This window comes from Emticicia sp. SJ17W-69 (assembly GCF_051209875.1).
Taxonomy (GTDB): Bacteria; Bacteroidota; Bacteroidia; order Cytophagales; family Spirosomataceae; genus Emticicia.
Window position 1 is genome coordinate 3,658,211 of sequence record NZ_JBNTQY010000001.1, and the last position, 18,475, is coordinate 3,676,685.

Annotated in this window: 15 protein-coding genes and 1 tRNA gene; 5 read left to right on the forward strand and 11 right to left on the reverse strand. The window is 34.4% G+C overall.

From position 1 onward, the window contains the following. Nucleotides 1-4: 4 nt before the first annotated feature. Complete coding sequence (locus ACQUQZ_RS14895; protein ID WP_435355815.1) at nt 5-979, forward strand: NAD-dependent epimerase/dehydratase family protein; 975 nt, start codon at nt 5-7, stop codon at nt 977-979. A gap of 99 nt (nt 980-1,078) precedes the next feature. On the opposite strand, the gene ACQUQZ_RS14900 is transcribed toward ACQUQZ_RS14895, so the two are convergent. The 8 genes from ACQUQZ_RS14900 to ACQUQZ_RS14935 form a co-directional block, all read right to left on the reverse strand. Further along, nucleotides 1,079-2,263, reverse strand: coding sequence for a glycosyltransferase (locus ACQUQZ_RS14900; RefSeq protein ID WP_435355816.1), 1,185 nt, complete (start codon nt 2,261-2,263; stop codon nt 1,079-1,081). Nucleotides 2,264-2,369: 106 nt separating this feature from the next. Then, nucleotides 2,370-3,488, reverse strand: coding sequence for a glycosyltransferase family 4 protein (locus tag ACQUQZ_RS14905; protein ID WP_435355817.1), 1,119 nt, complete (start codon nt 3,486-3,488; stop codon nt 2,370-2,372). Between the two features lie 14 nt (nt 3,489-3,502). Continuing rightward, nucleotides 3,503-3,577 (reverse strand) — tRNA-Val (locus ACQUQZ_RS14910). Between the two features lie 164 nt (nt 3,578-3,741). Beyond that, a complete protein-coding gene (locus tag ACQUQZ_RS14915) occupies nt 3,742-5,058 on the reverse strand; it encodes an MFS transporter (protein ID WP_435355818.1) in 1,317 nt (438 codons plus the stop codon). A 43-nt stretch (nt 5,059-5,101) separates the two neighbouring features. Further along, nucleotides 5,102-5,890, reverse strand: a complete 789-nt coding sequence (locus ACQUQZ_RS14920; RefSeq protein WP_435355819.1) for a sterol desaturase family protein — start codon at nt 5,888-5,890, stop codon at nt 5,102-5,104. Nucleotides 5,891-5,912: 22 nt separating this feature from the next. After that, complete coding sequence (locus ACQUQZ_RS14925) at nt 5,913-7,553, reverse strand: T9SS type A sorting domain-containing protein (protein ID WP_435355820.1); 1,641 nt, start codon at nt 7,551-7,553, stop codon at nt 5,913-5,915. Nucleotides 7,554-7,571: 18 nt separating this feature from the next. Next, nucleotides 7,572-8,333 (reverse strand): 5-oxoprolinase subunit PxpA, encoded by a 762-nt coding sequence (locus tag ACQUQZ_RS14930; protein WP_435355821.1) that lies wholly within the window; start codon nt 8,331-8,333, stop codon nt 7,572-7,574. Next, nucleotides 8,323-9,168: a biotin-dependent carboxyltransferase family protein gene (locus ACQUQZ_RS14935; protein ID WP_435355822.1), complete on the reverse strand. Its 846-nt coding sequence runs from the start codon at nt 9,166-9,168 to the stop codon at nt 8,323-8,325. The genes ACQUQZ_RS14930 and ACQUQZ_RS14935 overlap by 11 nt, the downstream gene beginning before the upstream one ends. Before the next feature lie 159 nt (nt 9,169-9,327). On the opposite strand from ACQUQZ_RS14935, the gene ACQUQZ_RS14940 reads away from it, so the two are divergent. The 4 genes from ACQUQZ_RS14940 (at nt 9,328) to ACQUQZ_RS14955 (ending at nt 13,943) form a co-directional block, all read left to right on the forward strand. Then, the gene (locus tag ACQUQZ_RS14940; RefSeq protein WP_435355823.1) at nt 9,328-10,500 is read left to right on the forward strand and encodes a glycoside hydrolase family 88 protein; all 1,173 of its coding nucleotides are present in this window, start codon (nt 9,328-9,330) and stop codon (nt 10,498-10,500) included. A gap of 96 nt (nt 10,501-10,596) precedes the next feature. Further along, complete coding sequence (locus ACQUQZ_RS14945; protein ID WP_435355824.1) at nt 10,597-12,384, forward strand: heparinase II/III domain-containing protein; 1,788 nt, start codon at nt 10,597-10,599, stop codon at nt 12,382-12,384. Nucleotides 12,385-12,413: 29 nt separating this feature from the next. After that, nucleotides 12,414-13,238, forward strand: a complete 825-nt coding sequence (locus tag ACQUQZ_RS14950) for a sugar phosphate isomerase/epimerase family protein (RefSeq protein ID WP_435355825.1) — start codon at nt 12,414-12,416, stop codon at nt 13,236-13,238. 33 nt (nt 13,239-13,271) lie between these two features. Next, the gene (locus ACQUQZ_RS14955; protein ID WP_435355826.1) at nt 13,272-13,943 is read left to right on the forward strand and encodes a 3-keto-disaccharide hydrolase; all 672 of its coding nucleotides are present in this window, start codon (nt 13,272-13,274) and stop codon (nt 13,941-13,943) included. A gap of 1 nt (nt 13,944) precedes the next feature. On the opposite strand, the gene pxpB is transcribed toward ACQUQZ_RS14955, so the two are convergent. From pxpB to ACQUQZ_RS14970, 3 genes are all read right to left on the reverse strand, one after another. Next, entirely contained in the window at nt 13,945-14,616 is a 672-nt protein-coding gene (gene pxpB / locus ACQUQZ_RS14960; protein WP_435355827.1) for a 5-oxoprolinase subunit PxpB, read from the reverse strand. 16 nt (nt 14,617-14,632) lie between these two features. Beyond that, complete coding sequence (locus ACQUQZ_RS14965; protein WP_435355828.1) at nt 14,633-16,846, reverse strand: M12 family metallo-peptidase; 2,214 nt, start codon at nt 16,844-16,846, stop codon at nt 14,633-14,635. A gap of 114 nt (nt 16,847-16,960) precedes the next feature. Continuing rightward, on the reverse strand, nt 16,961-18,454 hold the full coding sequence (locus ACQUQZ_RS14970; protein ID WP_435355829.1) for a M28 family peptidase: 1,494 nt from the start codon (nt 18,452-18,454) through the stop codon (nt 16,961-16,963). Nucleotides 18,455-18,475: the final 21 nt, after the last annotated feature.

The following is an 18,475-nucleotide window of genomic DNA, read 5'->3' on the forward strand; positions in this document are numbered from 1 at the left end:
ATTTATGAAAAGAGCATTAGTCTGTGGTGCGGGTGGCTTTATTGGTGGTCATTTGGTCAATCGCTTAAAAAGTGAAGGTTATTGGGTAAGAGGGGTAGATTTAAAATATAATGAATATGGGAATGGGAATGCTGATGATTTTGTGATTGGAGATTTGACTGACCCTGTTATTTGCCGACAAGTAACTGAAGGTGGATTTGATGAAGTTTATCAATTAGCTGCCGATATGGGCGGTGCAGGATATATTTTTACTGGCGAAAATGATGCTGCAGTTATGCACAATTCGGCACTTTGTAACCTAAACATGCTTCATGCAGCACAATTGGCAGGTGTGAAAAAGATTTTCTATTCTTCTTCAGCTTGTATGTATCCTGAGTACAACCAACTTGACCCTGAAAATCCAAAATGCTCTGAAGAATCGGCTTATCCTGCTGCTCCTGATAGCGAATATGGGTGGGAAAAACTTTTCAGCGAGCGTCTTTTTTTAGCATACCAACGCAACTTGGGTATTACCGTAAAAATCGCTCGTTTTCATAATATTTTTGGCCCTCAAGGTACTTGGAGAGGTGGAAAAGAAAAAGCTCCAGCAGCCATTTGCCGTAAAGTTATTGAAGCAGAAGATGGAGGAACAATCGAAATTTGGGGAGATGGCAAACAAACTCGCTCATTCTTATATGTGGATGAATGTTTAGAAGGCGTTCGTCGTTTGATGGAGTCAGATTTCTCTGGCCCAGTAAATATTGGTTCGGAAGAAATGATTTCAATTAATGATTTTGCTCAATTAATAGCTGAAATCTCAGGCAAAAATATTACAATTAACAATATTAAAGGACCTGAAGGTGTTCGTGGAAGAAATTCTGATAATGCTTTGATTCAAGAAAAATTAGGCTGGGCTCCATCACATACATTGAGAGAAGGAATTACTAAAACATATCATTGGATTGCCGAACAAGCGGCCAAAGAAGTAGAAATGGCTTAATAGTATTTAAATTTTCATTGAATAACAAAAATGCTTACTTGAAAAGAGTAAGCATTTTTTATTTCGGTAGTTAAAATATGAGTTTAGTATCCAATAATTTTACTCCAAATCTAACAAAGTCTTTATAAAACTTTCACTACTATGATTTTGGACAAAGAGAGCTGCTTTTTCTGGAAATGAATTTGGCGTATGAAGAAAATATTGAATTGCATCTTTTATTTCGGTTGTATTATACCCATCAACCGTCAGTCCTAATTGATAAGCACGAGTTAAGTCTCCTACTACGCCAAATTTTGTTGCAATTACAGGCTTATTGTGGCGAGCTGTTAATCCAAGTACTCCACTTGAAGAATAAAAATTGATATAAGCAACTGAAACGACATCACTTTGACCAACATAACTTTCCATTTCATCATCATCCACAAAGCGACTTTCTAGAACAATTTGGAGTTCAGGGCGTATAGCTCTGGTTTCTTCCAAAGTTTGCGTCAGTTGACTTTGATAGGCTTCGTGAATTTTCCCTACAATCAACAAACAAGATTTTGAAGCCTCGTCGGCTGAAAGTTGTTGCATGGCTTTGAGAATATTCACAACATTTTTCTTTTCATCAATAAATCCAAAGGCTAATAGAATTTTTTTGTCAGATGAAATATTGTATTTTTCTCGAATATCAAGTCCTTGACGAGTTGGATAATCATAAATTGGGTCGGGCAAATAAGTAAATACATCCGTCCCCAAAGTTTCGTTCATGGTTTTGATAGTTTCTCTATCATTGAAAATAAATACCTTTTTCAAACGACTATTTCGGCACATCCACCAAGTTGTAAAAATTTTGCGAGCTTTTGTAATTGCTGCTTTTTGTTTCCCTCTTAACGTATCATTTGGAGGAATAACTCTTGGATAAGGAGTGAACAAAATACCATTCATCTCACAGGGCAATCGACTACTACCAATGGTATGTTGAAACATATCCAACATCATCATTATAAGTTTATCTGCCTTATAATCAGCCACATACTTAACTAAGTGTTTCCATAGAAGATGGGTTGATTTAACAATATTGTATCCCGAATTAAATGAAACAAACTCTTCATCTGTAAAGAAAATGATTTGAATATTTGACGCAGAAGTCTTGACCGAAGGAATTGTTTTTGCTTCTGGATTTAGTAAAAACACATATTCATTTGATGAAGGATGCTGTTCTAAATAACGGAGTATATTTTGGATATGACCTAAATTATGACCGACTAACTTAACATATATATCACAAATTACAATTCGCATCTTTTGAGTTTTTGGCTATTGGTTATAGCTAAAAATGGGTTAGTTATAAAAAAGGTAAATAATTTAAAATGTGCAAAAAGAAAAAAATGGTTAATTAACGCCAAAACTATGCCTTTTTAACAACACTTTTATACACTTCAAGTGTTTTTTGAGCGGTAATTTCTGGTGAAAAATCTTTTAATCTTAGATAACCCTTTTTTATCAAATCAAAACGCAGTTCAGCGTTATTCACTAACTGTTCAATTTGGTAAAGAATCTGCTCTTCATCATCTGGCTTGAAATACAATGCAGCGTCTTGAGCCACTTCAGGAAAACATGAGCAATCACTCAATGCTACTGGGCAGCCGCAGGCAAATGCTTCTAAAATGGGAATACCAAAGCCTTCATATAAAGAAGGATATACAAAACCGATGGCTTTTTGATATAATCGATACAGTACATCATCATTCTCAATTTCTTGATGAATAATTTTTTCACCAACCTTGAGTTCAGCAAACATCTTTTGTTCCAAATCGCTGAAACTACCATTGCCACCACAGACCAAATATAAATCTTTGTCTTTTTTTAGTAGAGGTGTAATTGCCTTAACAAAAAAATCAAAGTTTTTATAATTTTCTCGGTTTCCAATATAAAGCAAATATTTTTCGGGTGTTATAATATCAAATCCTGGTGTAATTTGATAAGTTGCAAAATGAGTAGAATGATAGATTACTTCTATCTTTTCGGGAGCAACACTAAAAATTTCGAGCAAATCTTGCTTGGTATTTTCTGAAACAGCAATAATTTTTGCTGCTTTATCAAGTATTTTCTGCTTTTGAGGTTTGTCAAAACCATCTAATGAAGCATATTGTGTTGAAAATTTTTCAGGAATTACATCGTGATGGGTAATGACAAAAGGCTTTTTTCCAAGAAAAGGCTGAAAGTAATCTTTGAAATATGTAGGATGAAAAACATCAAAGTCTTGTCGGGCGATTTTTAAAGCACTATTGAAACGATTGATGTGTGAAAACATCATATTTGTTTTCGCATATCCTAAAAAAAAGCTGAAAGGGATTACTTTTTTTATATCGGCATTTTGTAGATAATGATTGTTCGAAAACAAGAGTGCTAAATCAACATCAACATGCTGGTGAAACTTAAGGTTGTACATGAGATCATAGAAATATCTTGCTATACCCCCGTATTTTGCTCCAGAAAATGATTGATGATCATAAAGAACCTTCATAACAATAAGATAAGTAGGACGTATCGGGCTCGAACCGATGACCTTCGCCTTGTCGAGGCGACGCTCTAAACCAACTGAGCTAACATCCTGTAAATCAACAGGTTAGGCTTTTAGGCAAAAAACTTGGGACACTGCCCAACTGCAATAAATAGATTACTCAACAAGCAAATATGGTACTTTTATAACTACCAAATTAAAATAATGCTGCAAATGTACGTGTTTTAATTACTTTTGCCAACGCTTACGAAGGAAATTAATGGTAAATTTTCTTAGATGGTATTCGCATCAAAAGCAAAAATCCAACAATAAAGAAAACTAAAATAGTCAAAACTGAATTACGCATGTTGCCTGTCAGTTGCCCAACCAAGCCAAAAACAAGTGTACCAATGGTAATAGCTAATTTTTCGATAATATCATAGAATCCAAAATACGAGGCTGTGTCGGTGGTATCATCAGGCAAAAGTTTGGCAAAAGTCGAGCGAGAAAGCGATTGAATTCCGCCCATGACTAGACCTACAACGGCCGCAATGACATAAAATTCGTTTTGGGTTGTTGTAAAGTAAGCTGCCAAAGGCATCAATGACCAAATAAAAATAAAGACCAAAAGAGCTTTTGTATTACCATATTTGCTCGAAAGTCCCGAAGCTAAGTATGAACCAGGAATAGCTATTAATTGAATTAATAATAGTGTGACAATTAAACCTTGTTTTTCGATATGTAATTCTTTGTCAGCAAAGATAGTTGCTACATAGATAACCGTCATTACACCCATGTCATAAAAGAAAAAAGCTAATAAAAACTTTGTGATTAGCTTATTTTTTCTAACTTCAAGAAGCACTTTTTTTAGTTCTTGGAAACCAGTCGTTAAACGCCCTGTCTTAAATGATTTCGGTTGATCTTTTGGAAGAAAATAAAATGGAATTTGAGCAAATAAAGCCCACCAAACACCAACTGTTAAGAAAGAAATTCGGGCTGTAAAACCTGAGTCAGAGTCAGCTTGAGTAAGTCCAAACAATGTTGGTTTCATAATCATTAACAAATTGATTACCAACAAAATAACACTTCCGATATAGCCCATTGTAAAGCCTTTGGCACTTAAATTATCGAAGCGGTCTTCAGTGGCTATTTCTGGCAAAAATGAGTTGTAAAAAACAATACTTCCGCCCCAACCCATGATTGAAAGTCCAAAAGCAATGACCGCAGAATTGACATTATCTCTCGTAAAAAAATAAAAATAGGCACAGCTCGCTGCTCCTAAATAACAAAAAAGCTTCATAAAAAACTTTCTTCGTCCACTTGAATCGGCTAAAGGAGTAAGAATTGGGTTGAGAATTACCAATAAAAGTGTGGCAACCGAAATCGTATAAGAGTATAAAACCGAATTTTGAACTTTTAAGCCAAAAAAATCGACAATATCATTGATAATTTTTCCATCTGCATCTTTCACAGAAGTAGTTGCCAAAAAATACATTGGAAATACGACAGTCGTAATGACAAGATTATGCACTGAATTGGCCCAGTCGTACATTGTCCAAGCATTCAGGACTTTCTTTTGATTTTTTTCAAACATGTTTTTAATGGTAGGTTTGGCTTTATAAAATTTTGGCTATAAATCAGACAGATAATACAGTCTTTTTAGGTCTTTCTTTTAATTCAGTAAATTCAGCATCATATCTTTCATCAATCGTTTTCATCGTTCGATCCCAAAAACTAAAATATAGACCATAATTATTTTTGAAATAATGGTGATGTTGGTTGTGCATCACCGAGCTATTGAGCCATTTCCAAAACCAATGGGTATTTCCACCTTTAGGAATCAATTCCCAGCCTAAATGTCCATAAACATTATAGGTTGTCATAAAAAGAAGGAAAATTAGTATCATGCTCGGGTGCAAAGGTAGCACAAACGCAAAGATGATAAAAATTCCTGCTTCTACAAAACCCTCTAAGGGTTGAAATGAAAAAGAAGTCCACGGACTTGGGTTAGTTGATTGGTGATGGATTTTATGAAAATATTTAAAAAGTTTAGGGTGGTGCATAAGGCGGTGCATCCAATAAAAATAGGTGTCATGAATGATAAGTGTCAGGAAAAAAGACAATATGTAATAACCCCAACCATAATCAGAAATCTTATAATAAGTCAAAGTGTATGGTCTTACTTTGGTATTATACAAAGCAACGCCAACGACTCCAAAAATCAAAAAAGTTAGCATCGAATAAAGAATTTCTCGCTGATAATCAGTGTTTTTGGGAAACTTTATTTGTATTTTTTTATTTGAAACTTTATTTTTTAATAAAATATACCAAATCAAGTATGCCGCTCCAGCAATGACAAAATATCGGACAAAGCTTGCCGCAGTAATGACCATAAACATTTGTGTTACTTTATCTGGTAAAAGCATTTTCTTTAAATGAGTTATTGAATTAATTATCCTTCAAAACTTTATAAACTATCATAGGATTAGATAGTATTTTTACAAAATAAACCCCTCGCATCCATTCTTTTATGTCAATTAAATTTTCCTGATTTGCTAATTCCAATTGCGTCATTAATCTACCATTAATATCAAAGACCTCCACGAATGACTGCTCTAAGGGTTTAATTACCAGCCTATTATCAATATTATCAATATAAACTGTTGGCTTTGTAAATGTTGAGTTTGTTTCAGTAGCTGTAATGATGATATTAATGGTATTAGAAATTATTTCATTTACTCCAGACTGACGAATTCGGAGTGGCAAACCAGTGATATATTCTTGTTTTTGTGGTATTCTGAATTGATATTTAAAGGATGTTTTGGACTTCTTTTCTTGAATTTTTTGCCAAGTTTTTGAATTATCCGAACTCAATTCAAGCGTAAAAACATCATTTATATCTTCATAATTAGTTTGACAAAATAAAGTTAAACTATCTTTTTCAACGTCCCAACTTAATTGTAATTCGGGACAAACCCGGAGCCATTTTTTCTCATTTAAGTCATTTAAGGTTTTGTTAATTTCGGTTTTACTTTTAAAACTCCAATTCAGACCATACCCATAAAAAAATGGAAACATAATTGAACTATTCAGATCATCATGACTTGCACCAAAAACGTGTCCTAACTCGTGTGTCAATATCCATAAAAATTTACTTCCTGTAAAAAAACCTTTTACAACAGCTATTCCCATTTCAAATTCTTTGAGAGTGCTTGCTCCTACCCCCCAAATGTTTGTGTCACCGTAATCTCTACCAGTTATCGCTATATAAGTCAATAATTTTTGTTTTTCCCAACCCGCAGGTTTTTTTAAAAAATTTGAGATTGAAGTTGCAAGACGTCCAAGCGGAATTTCTAAATCATCTTCTTCCCAAGTAGCTTGGTCTGGCTTATCATACAGCATTTGTCCAATTACCTTGAAATTTATTTTAGCATCAAAAGCATAATACCCAAATAGCTCTTGCGAAGCAGCCAATTTCAATAAATTATCAGCCTCTATTTCAGCAATGCTCTTATCTAACAAATTTTTTTGAACATGAGCATAATCGCAAACAAAAGCAATCGGAATCTCAATACAGCCATTTACCAAACTATTTCGAATGTTTTTTTGCGGAATCCCTTTCGTTTTGTTTATATCTTCATCTATTATTTTCCCCGAAATATTCTGCTCAATCGCTTCATTTTCAATATAAGTTGCTTGCAAATCATTCGTTTTTTCCAAGCTACTAAAATGCTCATTATCAATTATATATAAGCTATAAAACTGTTTGTCTAAAGTGGCTATAAAGTATTTTTCATTTTGACCATAGTCTTGATAAATCTCAACTTTACTTGGTATTTCGCCATCAGAGGTAATGATTGTATTGTACTGCTTAATATTGCTTCGTGTTAGATTCAGATTCAAAATTTTGTTTGGCAATTCTATCCTTACTTTCTCTCCAAATTTACTTCCCAATTGTTCAATTTTACCTATTAAATTATTTTGTTTATTTCTTAAAAATTGATTGGGTACAAAACGAATAAGCGTTTGGCCATAAACCAAAGGAAAAATTGTATAAAAAAAGATGAATTGAATGATACGCCTTTTCATAAAGATTATTGATTTTTGTCAAACTGTACTAATCTGAATATTACGTAAGAATAATGCTTTACGAAGTTCAGTAGCAAACTCTACCGCATGCACACCATCACCATGAATACAAATTGTCTCGGCTTTTAGTGGCACTTCCCTCCCATCGGTTGAAATTACACATTGTTTTTCAATCATCATAATTACTTGATTAATAGCATCTTGTGTATGCTCAATCATAGCATTTGCTTGGGTTCTGGGCGTCAGGCTTCCATCATTTTGATAGGTTCGGTCTGCAAATACTTCGGAAGCTGTTTTAAGTCCTATTTTTTCTGCTTCACTAATCAAATGACTACCTGAAAGTCCATATAAAATCAAATCTGGATGAATGGCTTTGGTAGCTTCGGCAATCGCTTTTGCCAAATTTGGGTCTTTGGCAGCCATATTATATAAAGCTCCATGAGGTTTTACATGATGCAGTTTGCCACCCAAAGCACGCACCGTACCAAACATTGCCCCAATTTGATAGACACAAATATCATAAACTTCTTGCGATGAGAGCTGCATATTCCGACGGCCAAAACCTTGTAAATCTGGAAATGCTGGGTGAGCTCCAATAGCTACATTTTTCTGCAAAGCCAAACTGGCCGTTTGACGCATAATACTTGCATCACCTGCATGAAAACCACAAGCAATATTTGCCGAAGAAATCATATCCATCAGGGCTTCATCGCTTCCAATCGTCCATGCTCCAAACGACTCGCCCATGTCGCAATTGAGATCAATTTGCTTATTTTTCATTAAAAAATCGGATACTTGCTTTTAGTTTTTGAATTTCTTTTTCTTGCAAAATAAGCAATTCTTCTGCTATTTCAACAGAAACTGCTTTAAATGAAACTATATCATTTGCTCCACACTGAGCCAATATTGATAAATCTACCGAAATTATATTTCCGATACGTGGATACCCTCCACTGGTTTGATGGTCAGCCATTAATACAATAACTTGTCCATTGGGTAAAAGTTGCATGGTACCAAAATCTACTGCTGAGGAAACTAATTCCAATTTTTGTTCAACTTCCAATGGTTCAGCATTCATTCTAAAACCCATGCGATTGGAATTTTGAGAAATCGTAAACATTTGACTTTCAAGACTTTGCATACTTTTTTCAGTCAACAGTTCGTATTCGTTTCCTTTGATAAATCTTACTTCTACGCTCTTTGACAAGTTGGGAACTTGTCGTACAAAACTATTTCCAAGATAAGGCAAAAATTGATTTTCATTCAATGATTTTTTAGCTAAATATGCTCTATTCCCTGAAACTCTTTTCTTGAATTTTAAACTACTTCCAACTTTCACATGAATCGCCTTCCAATTAACAATTACTTGATTATCAAGCATTGGCATAAAATCGGCTCCACCAATAATGATGATACAATCTTCTTCAAAAAGTATTTCGGGTGCAGGAAAATGGATTTCGAGAACTGGCTCATTTTCATGATTTTGTAGTAAAATATTCAATAAACTAACAGCCAATTTATCCATTGCACCGCTTGGATTTACGCCCAAATGCCGTAAACCATTTTTTCCTAAATCTTGAAAAGTAGTTAATATGCCTTTTTTTATAAATTTCAAATGTCAATATGTTTTCTCAAAAATAAATCATTTACAATAAGCACCAAAACAGTTTTAATTTTGATTTCAATAACTTTACATTTGTTGAGTAGTATTGCCAATTTTCTCTAAATTTGTAGAAAACAATTTAACCAAAAAATTCAACCTTTATAAAGCCTAATGAAAAAGACATTAATTGTGTGTTTTAGTATTTTGACGTTTTCAGCATTTTGCCAATCAAAACTTGATGTAAAAAAAGAATTTGATTTGGCAGCCAAGCAATACGAAGGCATGCTTGCTTCTCATCCCGATCTTACGCAATTTCCGCAATCAACCTTACCAAATGGCTCTCCCCGAAACATGAAATCTGATTGGTGGTGCAGTGGTTTTTTTGGTGGCTCGCTCTGGTATATTTATCAATATAACCATGACCCAAAATGGAAAGAAGCTGCCGACAAATGGACAATGGCCGTTGAGAAAGAAAAATTCAATACTCGCACCCACGATTTGGGCTTTATGCTTTATTGTCCTTTTGGTAATGGCTATCGCTTAACTAAAAAACCTGAATATAAAGACATTATGCTCACAGGAGCAAAATCCTTAGCTACAAGATTTGACCCAAAAGTGGGTTTAATCAAATCTTGGGAAAGTTTTGCAGGTGGCTATAAATATCCTGTGATTATTGATAATATGATGAATTTGGAGTTTTTGTTTTGGGCAGCTAAAGAATCTGGCAACAAAGACTTTTATAATTTGAGTGTTACGCACGCCGACAACACCATGAAAAATCATTACCGCCCAGATTTTAGTAGTTATCATGTACTTTGTTATGGCCCCAATGGAGAAGTTTTAGCTAAAAAAACGCATCAAGGAGCTGCCGATGAGTCAGCTTGGGCAAGAGGACAATCATGGGGCTTATATGGTTATACAGTGATGTACCGAGAAACAAAAGACAAAAAATACTTAGATTTTGCTCGTAATATTGCCAATTTTTATCTGAATAACCCCAATCTTCCTGCTGATAAAGTACCTTATTGGGATTTCAGCAAAGTGGGCGAAGAGCGTGATGCTTCGGCCGCCGCCATTTGTGCCTCAGCACTTTTAGAATTGAGTACTTATGGAGGAAAAGATGCTAAAAAATTCTATGATTCGGCAGTAAAAATGCTCGAAAGTCTTTCAACACCTGCCTATAAAGCAGAATTGGGTAAAAATAATTACTTTATTTTGATGCACAGTACTGGTCATAAACCTGGCAATTCTGAAATTGATGTACCGCTTGTTTATGCCGATTATTATTATTTAGAAGGTTTATTACGTTATGATGCTTTGAAAAACAAAAAGAAATTATTTTAAATCATCCATCTCATGAAACGAATATGTCTTTGTTTTTTAATATTTTTTTTATTTTCAACTTCTACTAAAGCCCAATTAAAGTATTTGAATAACGAGATGAAAGTCACTGGTCATCCTCGAATTCTATTGCTTAAAGGAGAAGAAAATGCGATTTTAAAAAATATTTCTTCCGACCAAAATTGGGCAAAACTCAATGAAGTCATTATGAATGAAAGTGATAAAATCATAGCTTTCCCAACCTTAGAGAGAATTCAAATCGGGCGACGCTTGCTTAGCGTTTCGAGAGAATGTCTGCGAAGAATATTCTTTCTTTCTTATTCTTACAGAATCTCAAAAGACAAAAAATACCTTGATAGGGCAGAAAAAGAATTAATAAAAGTTTCACAATTTAATGACTGGAATCCTTCGCATTTTTTGGATGTTGCCGAGATGACAATGGGTGTAGCTATAGGTTACGACTGGCTTTACGACGATTTAACCAATTCTTCCAAAGAAATTATCAAAGATGCTATTTTAAAAAAAGGCATTGAACCTTCATTTGACACAAAATATAATTCTTGGCTAAAAGCTTCTCACAACTGGAATCAAGTTTGTAATGCAGGTATGAGTTATGGAGCTTTAGCTATTTTTGAAGAAAATCAAACACTTGCCCAACAAGTAATCGACCGAGCGATTGAGTCAATCAAATTGCCAATGGAAGACTACAAACCAGAAGGTGCATACCCAGAAGGTTATAGTTATTGGGGCTACGGTACGAGCTTCAATGTGATGTTTTTAGATGCAATTCAGCAGATTTATAAAACTGATTTTGGCTTATCTCAAACCGAAGGTTTCTTGAAAACCGCAGGATATTTTCAAAACATGGTAGGCTCTTCAGGAAAAACCTTTAATTATTCGGATGCGGGAGGTGGAAGTGGACTCAGCCCAGCCATGTTTTGGTTTGCTAATCAAACTCAAAATAATAGCCTCCTGTTTTTGGAAAAACAATACTTACAAGGGAAAGACAATTCAATGGAAAAAGATAGGCTACTTCCTGCTACCATGATTTGGGGGAAAGGAATTAGTTTAGCAAAAGTAAGCGAGCCTACACAACAAATTTGGGTTGGACAAGGAAAAAATCCCGTAGCATTGATGCGAACTTCTTGGACAAAGCCCGATGCTATTTTTGTTGGACTAAAAGGTGGCTCACCTTCGGTCAATCATGGACACATGGATATTGGTTCGTTTGTGATGGATGCCAATGGCGAGCGTTGGTCGATGGATTTAGGTATGCAAGAATATGAGTCTCTCGAATCGAAAGGCGTAAAATTATGGGGAATGACGCAAGATTCGGAGCGTTGGCAGGTTTATCGATACAATAATTTAGCCCATAGTACATTGGCATTTGACAACGCTTTTCAACGAGTTGAAGGCTACGCTCCCATCACAAATTTCACTAAAAACCCTAACTTTTTGAGTGTAACGAGTGATATTAGTCCAGTTTATAAGGATAAAGTTTCTTCTCTAAATCGTGGTATTGCCATTGTTGATCAAAAATATGTTATCGTAAAAGATGAAATAAAAACCTCTGAAAAAGCAACAACGGTAAGATGGGCTATGATGACTTCAGCAAGCGTTAAAATTACCAAAGATGGTACGGCAGAATTGAGTCAAAATGGTAAAAAATTGTATCTAAAAGTAGCTAAACCTTCAAATATTACTATCAAAACTTGGTCAACTCAACCAACACATGATTATGATGCACCAAATAATGGTACTACTTTAGTGGGTTTTGAAGTTTCAATTCCTGCGAATAGCAGCACTTCGTTGGATGTTTTTCTAATTCCCGAAGGAGCGAAAGTAAGTGCTAACCCAAAAATATTAACATTGAAAGACTGGAAATAATAATCAAATTTTAACTTCAACCTCTTATTATGACTCAATCAAGAAAAACTTTTTTAAAACACTTGGGGCTAACAGCTTTAGCTTTACCAATGTTTTCTATGCAAAAATCAAGTGTTGCACCAGCACCTAAACTTACGATTGGTCTTGCTTCATATACTTTAAGAAAATATAGCGTAACACAGCTTATCGAAATCTGTAAACGTTTGAATATCAAAGATGTAGCTCTCAAAAACTTTCATTTACCATTAGATGCCAGCGATACTGAAATACAAACAACCATAGCCAAGCTGAAAGAGGCAGGTTTAAATCCTTATGGAGGTGGTGTGATTTACATGAAAAATGAAGATGAAGTAAAAAATGCGTTTAGATATGCCAAAGCCGCAGGCATGAAATTGATTATTGGTGTACCAAATCATGAACTACTTCCTTTGGTTGAAAAATATGTCAAAGAAACTGATATTAGTTTGGCGATTCATAATCATGGACCTGGTGATAACGTATATCCAACACCAGCAACTGTCTATGAGAAAATAGAAAAATTGGATAAAAGAATCGGACTTTGTATTGATATTGGTCACGTAGTACGACTTGGTATGAATCCGATTGAGGCAATCAAAAAATACGGGCATCGTATGTACGATATGCACATGAAAGATGTGGATGGTGTGGTTGCAAAGAGCGAATCTATTCAAATTGGTAGAGGTGTGATTGATATTCCAAAAGTTCTAAAAACCTTGAAAGAGATTAATTATCAAGGAGTTATGAGCATTGAATATGAAAAAGATGCAGATAATGCCGAAGGTGGTTTATCAGAATCTGTTGGTTATCTCAGAGGAGTTTTAGCAATGATGTAACCTATTAAAAAACTTTTTTAACAAAATAAATACATGAAACGTATCTTAATTTTCATTTTATTGAATCTTTTTTCAGCAAATATATTTTCTCAAACAATTCATCTTTTCAATGGAAAAGATTTGAGTAATTGGTATAGTGATGTTCCTGCAAAAGATAAAGATTCGACTTTAAGACAATCTTTTATCATTCGCAATGGACTGTTAGTAAGTATGGGAACTCCTGAAGGACATTTGATGAGTAAAGAAAAGTACGAAAATTATCGTCTTGAAGTAGAATATCGCTTTGCTGGAAAGCCTGGTAATTGTGGTGTTTTGGTACATGCTTCTACGCCACGAGCTTTGTATGGCATGTTTCCTAAATCAATTGAAGTACAAATGATGCACGAAAATGCGGGAGATTTTTGGTGTATCGTAGAGGACATCCAAGTACCTGACATGGAAAAAAGAAGGGGGCCAAAAGAAAAATGGGGGATTACAGAAGGAAAAGAGAGAAGAGTGAAGAATCTAACTGATAATTCTGAAAAACCTTTGGGTGAATGGAATAGAATGGTGATTGAATGCCGAGCTGACAAAATTAAGGTTTGGGTAAATGGAGATGTGGTCAATGATGGATTTGGTGCGACCGCTCAAAAGGGGCAAATTGCCTTACAAGCTGAAGGTGCAGAAGTTGAATTTAGAAAAGTAGATTTGACGCCTTTGAACTAAGTTAAATTTCAAAAAACTTCACCAAATCACCTGCTTTTAAAAGAGTAAGATTAGTGGAATTTGGTGTATAAAGTTGAAGCTCAGTTCGACCAATCAATTGCCAGCCACCGGGGCTTTCGGAAGGATAAATACCTGTTTGATTTCCTGCAATGCCAACACTCCCTGCGGCAACTTTTGTGCGTGGTGTGGATTTACGAGGTGTTGCAATGCGAGCATCTAAACCGCCCATATAAGCAAATCCAGGCAAAAAACCCATCATATAAACACGATAAATTGGGGAAGTATGAATTTTAATTACTTCCCCAATACTTAATTGATTATATTCGGCTACAAAATTTAAATCTTCACCATCATAAATTACTGGAATATTAACTAAATTTGGCTCTATAACTTGCTCATTATTAAGATTTTGCAGACTATTTTCTAAATATTTTTTTGTAAAATCAAAAGCAGTTTTTACTTCTATATTTGTTTTTCTTACTTTTAATACATCATAAAAAACAGTAAGTGAGGCGTAAGCTGGCATCACTTCTATCATACCTAAAAAAGGGTTGTCTCTACAAAAACGATATAATCTCATTACAAAATTATTGACTTTTTCATCAATGACATTGCCAAAATCAATCGTAACTGCTGAGTCGCTTAGAGAAAATATTTTGTAACTTAAAGCCATTTATTGTCATAATTATTTAATTACATCCTCCAACTTGAGCTTTAAAAAAAGCACCTGCACTTACTTTAAAGCCTGGTTTAAGATGAATTTTTTTTGATTGATATACTGCATTTGTATTAGTACCCTCAACAAGATTTGAAGCATTAATTACTCCATTCTGGCTTGAGGCTTTTATTATTTGCCTTCCTGCAGAAATATTATTTATTGGGTTTTCTAAACTCACCAATGGTTCACAGTTTCCTGTGATATTTACTAAATAATCTTTCATCTGTCCGTAGGTAAAATCACCACATGGTGTTAACGGAGTTCCTTCAAAATTATAATTAGTTGTAACTATTCTTAGTCGGGTATTTTGTTGTGGCACAACTGTATTAGGTATCAAAAATGAAGATGCAAAAATTTCATGACCTGGAGTTGTGCGGGAACCAGGAGCAAAAAAAACTTTTTCATTCTCTGCAAATACGCCATCTTTATTAAAATCAACCCATACACCTAATTCAGTTTGGGGTTCACTAAAAATTTTAATTGAAAATGTATTTTGACCAATTGATAAACTTCTGGAGGGGAAAAACTTAAAAGGTTCAGTCAAACAAAGTCCAGAAGATTCTAAAGTTATACCATTAATAATTACCTCAAAAATACCACAAGCACTGACAAATGTAGGTGTACAATAATTTACGGGAGGAGTATTGTTTGTAGAAAAAGTTGTATCTGTAAAACTGGCACACCCAGCTTTTACTTGTGGGTCATAAACATTTATTCTAAGATTATAAATTGTATTAGGCGATAATTCTGTCAGTAATGAGTAATTTTCAGTCGTTGTGTCTGAAGTCCAAACATTTGAGTTAGTTGGTTTATATTCAACAATATAAGTTCCTCCACCAGTATGTTCCCAAGAAATGGTTGCTCTTGAGTTGTAAATATCATTTATGGCTAGAGTTACTGGTATATGAACACCTCCACCTAGAAATATTTTTGTATGATTTCTAACTAAATTTCCGGGAAGTGGGCCAAAACCATTATTAAAGTTGATTGTATAAAAAATATGGCAATAACTCATAATTGTTCCGCCATTAACTATAGGAGGTCCATAAAAGCCACAATTCCCTTCTGGATATAAACAATTGTCAAGAGGTCCGCCAGGCCATGAACAACTATGCGTGTGCGGAGAACCAAAATGATGCCCGATTTCGTGTGTAACTACCTCAACATTGTATGAATAAATAGGTACATTGTCTATAGTATTTGTAATACCAGCACTAACTGCTGCACCTTTAGAAAACAATCCGTCTATTTCGTCAGCTCTTCCACCATTACTTCTACCTGATAATAAGTGTGCTATATCACCATTAAATGTAGTTCCGATTTGGTTTTTAAATGTATTCAGGAATGTTCCCGTATTGGGATAAAGATAAAAGTAAGGATCGGTTGTATCCCAAATTTTTAGTTCTGACATTTGAACTGCAATATTCTCATTATTATACAATATCACCACCTGAGAAAAAAGCCTATTCACAAAATTGGCAGTTGTATTTATTGAGAAGCCATTTGCGGCAAAAATTGTAGAATCAGCTTCAAAATAAATTTGAATCGTACTACAATTGATAGTATTAGTGTTTAAGTTATTTTTTACTTCCGAAGAAAGAATATTTTTTAGTCCTATATCGCTTGTTTCGCACGAAAAATTATTTTTTTTAGCTAAATCTTTGTCATTATATAAAACATAACGGCTGGAGTTTTTTAATTTACCTAAATTATAATTACCATCTTTATTGGCTATTATTCCACTAATTTCGCCGTTATTTATGCTTAATGCAACTAAAGATAAGCTATCTCCATCAATGATACCTTGATAATAAATACCTTTTTCTATCTTGATTTCTTCATTTTTTGAATTAACAACTTTATAAGTCGGGCTAAAAATATCAATCGGTATAAGCACCAAATCAAAATGCATATTATTTGAAAACGGTACTGATAAATTCAAAAGTTTAGGGTTTTGCTTTTGTATATTATTTAATTCGAGATTATTGACTGAAAACTCCATCACTTCACTTCCAGCCTTAAAAGTACTATCAAATAAAGGTCTTGTAGAAAGAGTAAAAATAGAAGAAGTTTTGACTGCCACATTATTTTTTTGAGCAGTCAAAACTTCTTTATATACTTTATTTTGTGCTTGGCAATAAGTAATTGTCAAAAAGAATAGCATCCAAAAATATACTTTCCTCATTTTATATAGTATTAATCTCCTAAATTAATGTATATTTTTCATTTTACATACATAAAATAGTAAAAATCAAATACGAGTATAATACTTAACTAATAAGAAATCGTAACTAATAAATTACTTTCCGTATAACTCATTAAATGCCTTCTCATATTTATCACCTGCTTTCCATTTTGGTGCCGTTGGTCTATCGCCTATCAATCGGGCAGAATAAATATAAGCTTGACAAAATTTTAGCAAATAATTATAATTAACAGTTTCTGGGCTATCACTCACTTGGTGATAAAATTTATTGATTTCAGCATCGAAAGCAGTAAACCCTGGAGCAAAATCTGGAGCAGGAATACCTTTGGCTGCTAAATTTACATTATCTGAGCGATCGAAAAGATTTTGTTCCGGAGCTGGGTCGTTAATAGCAGTCAAACCATAGGCTTTTGAACCAGCTTCAATTTGTGCTTGGGCATCAGTGCGATCAAGCCCAATCACAGTAACTTTGGTTGTATCATTATAACCTGCACCATCGCAATCAAGATTAAATACACATTGTTTCAATGGCAAAAGTGGGTGTTCGGCATAATATTTACTACCTAATAAACCAATTTCTTCGCCTGTATAAGCAATGAAAAGAATCGAACGTTTGGTTCTTTTCGCTGTAAAAGATTTTACAGCCGATAAAAGTGCAGTTGTGCCGAAAGCATTATCTCTTGCACCATTGAAAATCGTATCGCTTGCTGTCACTTTCCCATTTTTTTTACCAGTTCCCACATGGTCGAAATGAGCAGTTAGTACAATGTATTCATTTTTTAAAACAGGGTCTGTTCCTTCCAAAACACCTATGACATTCTGTGACATTACCGTCTTTTTTGCCACTTCACTTACATTCATACTCAAAGTTGTAAGTGTTTCTTTGGCAAATTTTTTCAAATGAGCATTACTTACCCAAATCTGTGGCATTTCTGCATTAGCTTGACTTTCAGGAGCTAAACTTAATTTTTCTCCACCCATAAAGTTAGTAATTGCTCCCCAAGGAAACTTCAAATTATATAATTGAACAAAAGCGGCTGCACCATTTTTGGCAGCAAATTCACCTTTCTTTGCAGAGCCAACGATATTTGCATAAGGGTCATCACTATTTGGAACTCCAAATTGAGCAATCACAACTTTACCCTTTACATCGAGGTCTTTATAGTCGTTTTGTTTTTCATCAATCCAACCATAACCAACAAAAACTACAGGAAGGTTTTCCAATTTAGTTGCTTTCCCCGATAGCATAATAAAATCTTTCGTCCATTTAAGCGTGTCATTCCCTACATAAACTTCCCCTTTTTTAACAGGTTTAGTATTTTCAAAAGGAACGGGTTGTAAATAATCTTTTTGGTCATTAACGGTTTTTAAACCCTGTAAACGAAACTGTTCTGCAATGTAGCGAGCTGTTACATTATTTGTCACTTCACCAGTTGCACGACCCAACATTTCATCAGAGGCGATAAAACGAATGTGAGCTTCGATTTCCTTTTTTGATAAACTGTATTCAGGTAACTTGCTAATTTTTTGGGCATTTGCTCCAAATAACATTAGCGTTAAGGCTAATAATAGATAATTGTTTTTCATTGATGATTTGTTTTATTTTTA